This is a genomic window from Paenibacillus curdlanolyticus YK9, from assembly GCF_000179615.1.
Lineage (GTDB): Bacteria > Bacillota > Bacilli > Paenibacillales > Paenibacillaceae > Paenibacillus_T > Paenibacillus_T curdlanolyticus.
In genome coordinates, this window is record NZ_AEDD01000003.1 from 253,863 (window position 1) to 261,362 (window position 7,500).

Here is a 7,500-nt window from a genome sequence, read left to right on the forward strand (position 1 = left end):
AGATGACCATGTAGTAGCCTACATTTTTCACCGTATTCACGAGTGGAATAATGAACGGCCAAGCCTCTACTTTGAAATACCATTGAACCGGATCAACGCCAAAGTAGGGCAGAATCGTCGTGTTAATAAACCCGTTTTTGTCATGCAGCAGCCCATACACCAGATAAGAGACAACAACCCACGATAAAATGTAAGGCAAGAAAATGATGGATTGATGAAACCTTGCCAAATACTTGCTTCTCAGCTCATTGAGCATGATGGCGAACGCTACTGGAATGATGAGATTCAACACGATAAACAGCGAGTTATAGAGCAGCGTGTTGCGCGTAATAATCCAGGCATCGCTTGTTTTGAACAAATACTTAAAGTTTTCGAATCCTACCCACTTGCTGTCGATTAGATTCATCAGAATGCTCGAATGCTGATAGGTCATATTTTTGAATGCGATTACAATTCCTAGCATTGGGATGTAGTTATTGACCAGCAAGATCAAAAATCCTGGAAGCATCATGATGTAAAACATTCCGTATTTCCGCATATTCCGCGTGAGCGCAGCCATCGAATTTCCCCCTGCTTCATTCCTAATTCCGTCACTGATCAGCTCCGTTTCGGTCTATTTCATTGTAAAAAAAAAGGTGACGGCGCTCTATCTTCACCGTGACCTCATTAACGTTCTAGTGACTTGTTTGCTTGGAGCTAGTCGACTTGCTGAAACATTCGGCGATACTCCTGCGGCGTCACGCCTGTCGCTTTTTTAAAAAGCTTAGAGAAATGCGAGAAATTGCTATAGCCTACTGATACTGCAATATCGCTAATCCGATCGGTTCTTTGCTCTAATAACCATTTCGCCTTCATCATTCTCCGCTCCGTCGCATAGTCGGTAATCGATTGGCCCGTTTCTTTACGGAACAAACGCGAAAGGTAAGCCGGGTTGAGGAACACGTAATCAGCCAGCTCTTCCCGGCTAATCTCGTCCTCGAAATGCTCTTCAATATACTGCTGAGCCTTCCTTATAACGTGAGAGACGTCCTTCCCGTTCAACCGGATATATTCGACAGCCTGCATGCACACTTGCAGCGTCCAGCCTTTCAGCCCTAGCAGCGATTTTAGCGCCTGCCCGCCTTCCTCCCATCCTTGCTGAGGGAAGGCTGCTTCTACATCCAACGACTTGCGCTGAAACGTTTGGAGCACCGTATGCACAATGCCAAAGTAAATCGAAACGATATGAACGTAATCGACCCCCTTCTGCCCCTCAATCAACTGATCGAAAAAAACATTCGCACTGCGAATTAACTCCGTTTTTTTGCCCGATTCCAGCAAAACCGCCCATTCTGCTAACGGCGGATACAAATCAGACGATGAACGAAGCTTTAGCTCGCCCCGCTCTCTTTCATGCACGACAACAGCTGTTTCGTTTAGATTGCTTTTTTCTAGCTCCGTAAGCTGCTCTACGACGTTACGCAGCTCTGCAACAGCAGCAGGCGCGCTTATATAGCAAGATAAACGACAGTGCAGATAAGCACCGCATTGCTCAATGTAGGAACGGCAGCGACTGTCCAGTTCCGCTTTATCGACCTTCTCAGGCTCATAGAGCAGTACAAGCAGCGCTCCGCTCGCATCCTGAATGGCCTGTCCGAGCGAACCTTTCAGGATAATTTCCTCTGCTGCATTTTTAACGCCATACGTCATAATCTCTTCATCGCGTGCCGACCACTCCTCTTGCCACTGCTCAATACTAATCAGCACAATCGCAATTGGCGTGTCCGCCTGAAGCGGTATCCCATACAGCTGCAGCTGCGGATTAAGCTGCTGGGGAGCAACAGACTGCCTCCAATGGATGATATCCTCCCACAGCCGCTCTGCCATGACAGGAAGCTGCTTATGCCACTGCTGGTAATAATGCTCGTATGTCTTATGAAACGAATCATGCTCCTCCTGTAGACGCACCTTATCCAGTGCCTGCATCAAGATCTTCTTCAAATGATCATGATCCACCGGCTTGAGCAAATAGTCAAAGCCATCAAGCTGAAGCGCCTGCTGCGCGTATTTGAAATCGGCATGCCCAGTCAGTAAAATCGTCTTCGTTAATGGGGAATTGTGATTCACCCAGCTTAGCAATTCGATCCCCGTTTGATTAGGCATATCAATATCGGACAGCAGGACATGGATCGTATGCTCGTTGAACAGCTCCTGCGCCTCTTCCGCATCGCAAGCCGTAAAAATATTCGCAATAGGCATATCGCTCCAATCCATACCGTGAACAATGCCGCGAATCGCAATGTCTTCGTCATCTACAATCAGTAAATGATATCCCACTCTTATCCGCCCTCCTTATCCAACTGCACCTGCAGTGTCCGTCATCGCCGGGAACATGATTGTAACGGCCGCGCCGCCATCTTCGTCGTTAGCGTAATAGATGCTAGCTCCTTCACCATAATGCAAGCTTAATCGGTGAGTTACATTCACGATGCCTAGCCGACTTGACTCCCCTTCCAGCAATGGTTGCTTTTCATTTAGCCGATTCAGTACATCGGGAGGAAAACCTATCCCATTATCCCTGATGGTCAGATAGAAGCCCCCATCAAAGCTTGTCTTCTGCTCCACAGCGATATGAATGACGAACAGCTGCTTGCGATTTTTGAAGCCATGTATGATGGCATTCTCCACGAATGGCTGTACGGTCAACGCTGGAATCGGAAAGCTTTTCAATGGCTCCGGGATATCATAGGTAATGATCAGCTTATTCGGAAAACGCATCTCCTGAATCGTGATGTAATTATCAATATGGCGCAGCTCTTCATCTAACGTGATCGTGTCGCGGTTCGCTCTCATGATAAACCGGAAATAATCAGCCAGATGAAGCGACATTTTTTTAACCGATTCATGATCCTTAAGCGCTGCGAAGTTATAAATAATGTTCAATGTATTCATATAAAAGTGGGGATTAATTTGCGCTTGCAGCTGCTTGAGCTCACCGTGCTTCACGCGAAGCTGCTCCTCATACATGCCGATCTTCAATGACTTAATCTGCTCAGCCATCGTATTAAACGTATTGGCCAGGAAGACGAACTCCACGGTCTTGTCCGACTTCAGCCGAACGTCCAGCATGCCAAGCGAAATTTTCTTCATTCCGAGGATAAGCTCACCTAATGGCTTAAACATAATGCGCTGAACGAAAATCAGATATAACAGCAGCAAAATCGCTATCCCGATCGGAAGAAAATAGACAGCCATCTGGAAGAACGGCAAATTTTGCAGCATGGACTGCTCAGGCAGCATAATTGCATATGCCATGTCGGCAGTCTGGCTTCCTTTGTACATCACCAAATAATTGTCGTTATTCCGCTCCCCACGTTGTGTGATATAAGACAAACTCCCGTTCATCTCTGTGCCATCCAGTTGAATCGGTCCCTCCCCGCCAATAAGTGGTCGTACAATCTCATTGCCTCGCCTCAGGTATAGCCCGCTGTCTGCAATATCTCCTTCGCTCCATTGCATGCCAAGATTCTGAGCGATATCCTGAACCCGAATGATGGCTCCTACATAGAGGCTGTCCGTTACATGAACGATTTTGATCATCATCGATCTGCCAGGTATGCGTACATCGCTCGCCAGCTGCCAATAATCTGCCGTAGGATTATTTAAATCGTTTTCGATCATATCAGGAACGTGATCTCTCAGCAGCTGCTTCATCATTTCGTAATCGTTGCTGCGCGTGCCAATGATTACATCATTATCTGTATACAAAAATATTGTATCGAGCAAATCATAAAACCCTACGTCACGCATCAGCTTGTTATAAATGTTCACCTTCGTGAGGACATAGTTGTCCGTCCCGTAAGGATATGAGGATAATAAGCCTACCTCACTATCCAATACAGCCATTTTCATTAAATATTCGCTCGTCTCATGCAAGTTATTGTCGGTCTGCCTCACAAACATATCTAACGTATTTCGATACGTCTCCGATACCTTCTCTCGCACCACCTGTTTCGCATACAAATTGTTTACAAGCATGAATAGCACAAGCGGTACAACAACAGCGACAAAGCTTATTAGAAGCTTTACCTTTAGCGATTGGACAAAAGGCATTGTTCGCGCTCCATTCCTATTCATATCATTCCCTGTATTTGTATGTATTCGCTTTCATCTTACTTTTTCCTCCAAGCATTTTTTTATTTGCGCTTAAGGTTAGAATTTGCTGAATCTGGTATAGTAGTAAGACGGGGTCACCCAGTTTTAAACATTAGAGAGGAGCTTCACTTAATCATGACGGAAGAAAATAAGCAAAACGAAGAACTGCAATCGCAAGATGCAATTGAAAGTAACAGCATTGCTACAGAAGAACCAAAAGAAAAGCCAAAATCCAGCGGTTCTGGCGCTCTTGGATGGGTCGTAAGTGCAGCGCTGCTCGTCATTTTGATCCTTGTTGCCACCCTGTCTTATGCTGGCGATGATAAGGGCGAGAATGTCGCAAGCGTAAACGGAGTAGCGATTACGGAAAAACAACTCTACGATGCACTCCTCCTCATTAAAGGCGGCGGCCAAAACGGCCAACAAAAAATGAGCGAAGTAACACTTGATGATCTGATCAACGTTGAACTTATGAATCAAGAGCTGCAAAAGCAAGGTCTTGTCGTTGCCGAAGCGGATATCGATAAAGAACTCGATGCTCTTAAGAAAGCTTATGGCTTAGATGATGAGAAGCTGAAGCAAACACTTGCTCAAAGCGGTATGACGGTTGCTGACCTTCGTCCTGACCTGGAGAAGCAAGCAAAGCTTCGCAAGCTGCTAAGCTCGAAAGCAACAGTAACAGACAAAGACATTCAAGACTATTATGATCAAAACAAAGAGTCCTTCTCAACGCCAGAACAAGTACGAGCTTCCCATATCCTCGTAAAAACGAAAGAGGAAGCAGACGCAATCCTTAAGCAATTGAAAGACGGCGCAGATTTCGCAACAATCGCTAAAGAAAAATCGCTCGACACAGGCACCAAAGATGCTGGTGGCGACCTGAACTACTTCGGTAAAGGTCAAATGGATCCAGCATTCGAGAAAGCCGCATTCGAATTGAAAGTCGGCGAAACTAGCCAACCAGTTCAAAGTGCTTATGGTTTCCACATCATTAAAGTAACGGATCATAAACAAGCTGCTAGCCCAACGTTCGAAGAGAAAAAAGAAGATATCAAAAACATTCTCATGATGAGCAAAATCAACGAGCTTGCTCAACCATTCATCGAGGAACTTAAATCCAAAGCTAAGATTGAAAACTCCCTTGTAAAAGAGGACAAGCAAGAAGGCGCGGCAGCAACTGAAGAACCAGCTGCTTCTACTCCTAAAGAAGAAGCAACAACTACAACTAACTAATCAACATGCAAACAACAGTGCGATCTGATAATTATCAGATCGCACTGTTGTTTTTACTTTTCAGCTAGGAGTGAGTCACTTCTTGCTTCTCCCTCCACCCTGATTCGAAATCTATTTACAAAAACAAAAAAACCTCTGCAACTACTGTGCAAAGGATTTACTGTTAGAGAATATGGTGCCGGTGAGAGGACTCGAACCTCCACGGTTTCCCTCACGATTTTGAGTCGCGCGCGTCTGCCATTCCGCCACACCGGCTAATTATGAAGCTGTACTAAGTAAAGATGGAGGCGCCACCCAGATTCGAACTGGGGGTAAAGCTTTTGCAGAGCTTTGCCTTACCGCTTGGCTATGGCGCCATGATGGAGCGGAAGACGGGAATCGAACCCGCGACCCTCGCCTTGGCAAGGCGATGCTCTACCGCTGAGCCACTTCCGCATATAAAATGGCTGGGGATCCAGGGATCGAACCTGGGAATGACGGAGTCAAAGTCCGTTGCCTTACCGCTTGGCTAATCCCCAAAATCATGGGGCGATCGAGGGGAATTGAACCCCCGAATGTCGGAATCACAATCCGATGCGTTAACCACTTCGCCACGACCGCCATAGAAGTAAAAATTGGCAGGGGCAGCAGGAATTGAACCCACACCAAAGGTTTTGGAGACCTTTGTTCTACCTTTAAACTATGCCCCTATAAATGGTGGAGGATGATGGATTCGAACCACCGAACTCAGAGAGAGCAGATTTACAGTCTGCCGTGTTTAGCCACTTCACTAATCCTCCATAAAACATGGTGCCGGCGATAGGAGTCGAACCCACGACCTACTGATTACAAGTCAGTTGCTCTACCAACTGAGCTACACCGGCATATTAAGTTTTCAAAAATGGTGGCTCGGGACGGAATCGAACCGCCGACACGAGGATTTTCAGTCCTCTGCTCTACCAACTGAGCTACCGAGCCTAATTGCTGAATAATAATGGCGGAGCCGACGGGATTCGAACCCGCGGTCTCCTGCGTGACAGGCAGGCATGTTAGGCCTCTACACCACGGCTCCACACGATTACTTCGGCAGCAATCCGAAGCTGAATTGGTTGCGGGGGCAGGATTTGAACCTGCGGCCTTCGGGTTATGAGCCCGACGAGCTACCGAGCTGCTCCACCCCGCGTCATTATAAAATTATGGTGGAGGCTGACGGGATCGAACCGCCGACCCTCTGCTTGTAAGGCAGATGCTCTCCCAGCTGAGCTAAGCCTCCGAACAAGCGACTCTTATATCATACAACACTTCTTTGTTTTTTGCAAGCCTTTTTTTAAGACTTTTTAAAAGAAATGGTGACCCGTAGGGGATTCGAACCCCTGTTACCTCCGTGAAAGGGAGGTGTCTTAACCCCTTGACCAACGGGCCTAACTAATATGGCAGAGAGGAAGGGATTCGAACCCTCGAGACCCGGTTAGAGCCTACACGATTTCCAATCGTGCTCCTTCGACCACTCGGACACCTCTCTATATGGCTCCCCGAACAGGACTCGAACCTGTGACAACTCGATTAACAGTCGAGTGCTCTACCAACTGAGCTATCAGGGAATATGACAAAGTGATTTGCACTTTGAAAACTGGATGCGAATACTGAATCCTTAGCTTAGTCTTGCTCACGAAGTTTGCTTCTCATACAAGAAGCTGTAGGATAAGCCCTCGACCTATTAGTACTCGTCAGCTGCACGCATTGCTGCGCTTCCACCTCGAGCCTATCAACCTGGTCGTCTTCCAGGGGTCTTACATACTGGGAAATCTCATCTTGAGGGGGGGCTTCGCGCTTAGATGCTTTCAGCGCTTATCCCGTCCGCACTTGGCTACCCAGCGATGCTCCTGGCGGAACAACTGGTACACCAGCGGTGCGTCCATCCCGGTCCTCTCGTACTAAGGACAGCTCCTCTCAAATTTCCTACGCCCACGACAGATAGGGACCGAACTGTCTCACGACGTTCTGAACCCAGCTCGCGTACCGCTTTAATGGGCGAACAGCCCAACCCTTGGGACCTACTTCAGCCCCAGGATGCGATGAGCCGACATCGAGGTGCCAAACCTCCCCGTCGATGTGGACTCTTGGGGGAGATAAGCCTGTTATCCCCAGGGTAGC

General features: G+C 47.3%; 3 protein-coding genes, 15 tRNA genes, 1 rRNA gene and 1 pseudogene (1 of these 20 cut by a window edge). 1 reads left to right on the plus strand and 19 read right to left on the minus strand.

Annotated features, from left to right (window positions below):
* The 3 genes and pseudogenes from PAECUDRAFT_RS26785 to PAECUDRAFT_RS06990 form a co-directional block, all read right to left on the minus strand.
* Window positions 1-559, minus strand: a pseudogene (locus PAECUDRAFT_RS26785) (sugar ABC transporter permease); the annotation flags it as partial.
* A 137-nt stretch (window positions 560-696) separates the two neighbouring features.
* Window positions 697-2,316 (minus strand): helix-turn-helix domain-containing protein, encoded by a 1,620-nt coding sequence (locus PAECUDRAFT_RS06985; RefSeq protein ID WP_006037427.1) that lies wholly within the window; start codon window positions 2,314-2,316, stop codon window positions 697-699.
* A gap of 15 nt (window positions 2,317-2,331) precedes the next feature.
* Window positions 2,332-4,092, minus strand: a complete 1,761-nt coding sequence (locus tag PAECUDRAFT_RS06990) for a sensor histidine kinase (RefSeq protein WP_006037428.1) — start codon at window positions 4,090-4,092, stop codon at window positions 2,332-2,334.
* A 177-nt stretch (window positions 4,093-4,269) separates the two neighbouring features.
* Here PAECUDRAFT_RS06990 and PAECUDRAFT_RS06995 point away from each other — a divergent pair, with 177 nt between their 5' ends.
* Window positions 4,270-5,367 carry a peptidylprolyl isomerase gene (locus tag PAECUDRAFT_RS06995; RefSeq protein ID WP_006037429.1) on the plus strand — a complete coding sequence of 366 codons (1,098 nt, stop codon included), beginning with the start codon at window positions 4,270-4,272 and terminating at the stop codon, window positions 5,365-5,367.
* Window positions 5,368-5,540: 173 nt separating this feature from the next.
* Here the strand turns inward: PAECUDRAFT_RS06995 and PAECUDRAFT_RS07000 are convergent.
* The 16 genes from PAECUDRAFT_RS07000 to PAECUDRAFT_RS07075 form a co-directional block, all read right to left on the minus strand.
* Window positions 5,541-5,622: transfer RNA gene (locus PAECUDRAFT_RS07000), tRNA-Leu, on the minus strand.
* Window positions 5,623-5,649: 27 nt separating this feature from the next.
* A tRNA-Cys gene (locus PAECUDRAFT_RS07005) sits at window positions 5,650-5,723 on the minus strand.
* Between the two features lie 4 nt (window positions 5,724-5,727).
* Window positions 5,728-5,802: transfer RNA gene (locus PAECUDRAFT_RS07010), tRNA-Gly, on the minus strand.
* Between the two features lie 8 nt (window positions 5,803-5,810).
* Window positions 5,811-5,885: transfer RNA gene (locus PAECUDRAFT_RS07015), tRNA-Gln, on the minus strand.
* Window positions 5,886-5,891: 6 nt separating this feature from the next.
* Window positions 5,892-5,967: transfer RNA gene (locus PAECUDRAFT_RS07020), tRNA-His, on the minus strand.
* A gap of 15 nt (window positions 5,968-5,982) precedes the next feature.
* Window positions 5,983-6,056 (minus strand) — tRNA-Trp (locus PAECUDRAFT_RS07025).
* Window positions 6,057-6,061: 5 nt separating this feature from the next.
* Window positions 6,062-6,146: transfer RNA gene (locus PAECUDRAFT_RS07030), tRNA-Tyr, on the minus strand.
* A gap of 8 nt (window positions 6,147-6,154) precedes the next feature.
* Window positions 6,155-6,230, minus strand: a tRNA-Thr gene (locus PAECUDRAFT_RS07035).
* A gap of 18 nt (window positions 6,231-6,248) precedes the next feature.
* Window positions 6,249-6,324: transfer RNA gene (locus PAECUDRAFT_RS07040), tRNA-Phe, on the minus strand.
* 17 nt (window positions 6,325-6,341) lie between these two features.
* Window positions 6,342-6,418 (minus strand) — tRNA-Asp (locus PAECUDRAFT_RS07045).
* Between the two features lie 34 nt (window positions 6,419-6,452).
* Window positions 6,453-6,529, minus strand: a tRNA-Met gene (locus tag PAECUDRAFT_RS07050).
* 14 nt (window positions 6,530-6,543) lie between these two features.
* Window positions 6,544-6,619, minus strand: a tRNA-Val gene (locus tag PAECUDRAFT_RS07055).
* A gap of 74 nt (window positions 6,620-6,693) precedes the next feature.
* Window positions 6,694-6,768: transfer RNA gene (locus tag PAECUDRAFT_RS07060), tRNA-Glu, on the minus strand.
* A 9-nt stretch (window positions 6,769-6,777) separates the two neighbouring features.
* Window positions 6,778-6,868 (minus strand) — tRNA-Ser (locus PAECUDRAFT_RS07065).
* 3 nt (window positions 6,869-6,871) lie between these two features.
* Window positions 6,872-6,947: transfer RNA gene (locus tag PAECUDRAFT_RS07070), tRNA-Asn, on the minus strand.
* Window positions 6,948-7,043: 96 nt separating this feature from the next.
* Window positions 7,044-7,500 (minus strand): 23S ribosomal RNA (locus PAECUDRAFT_RS07075); it runs 2,475 nt beyond the window's last position.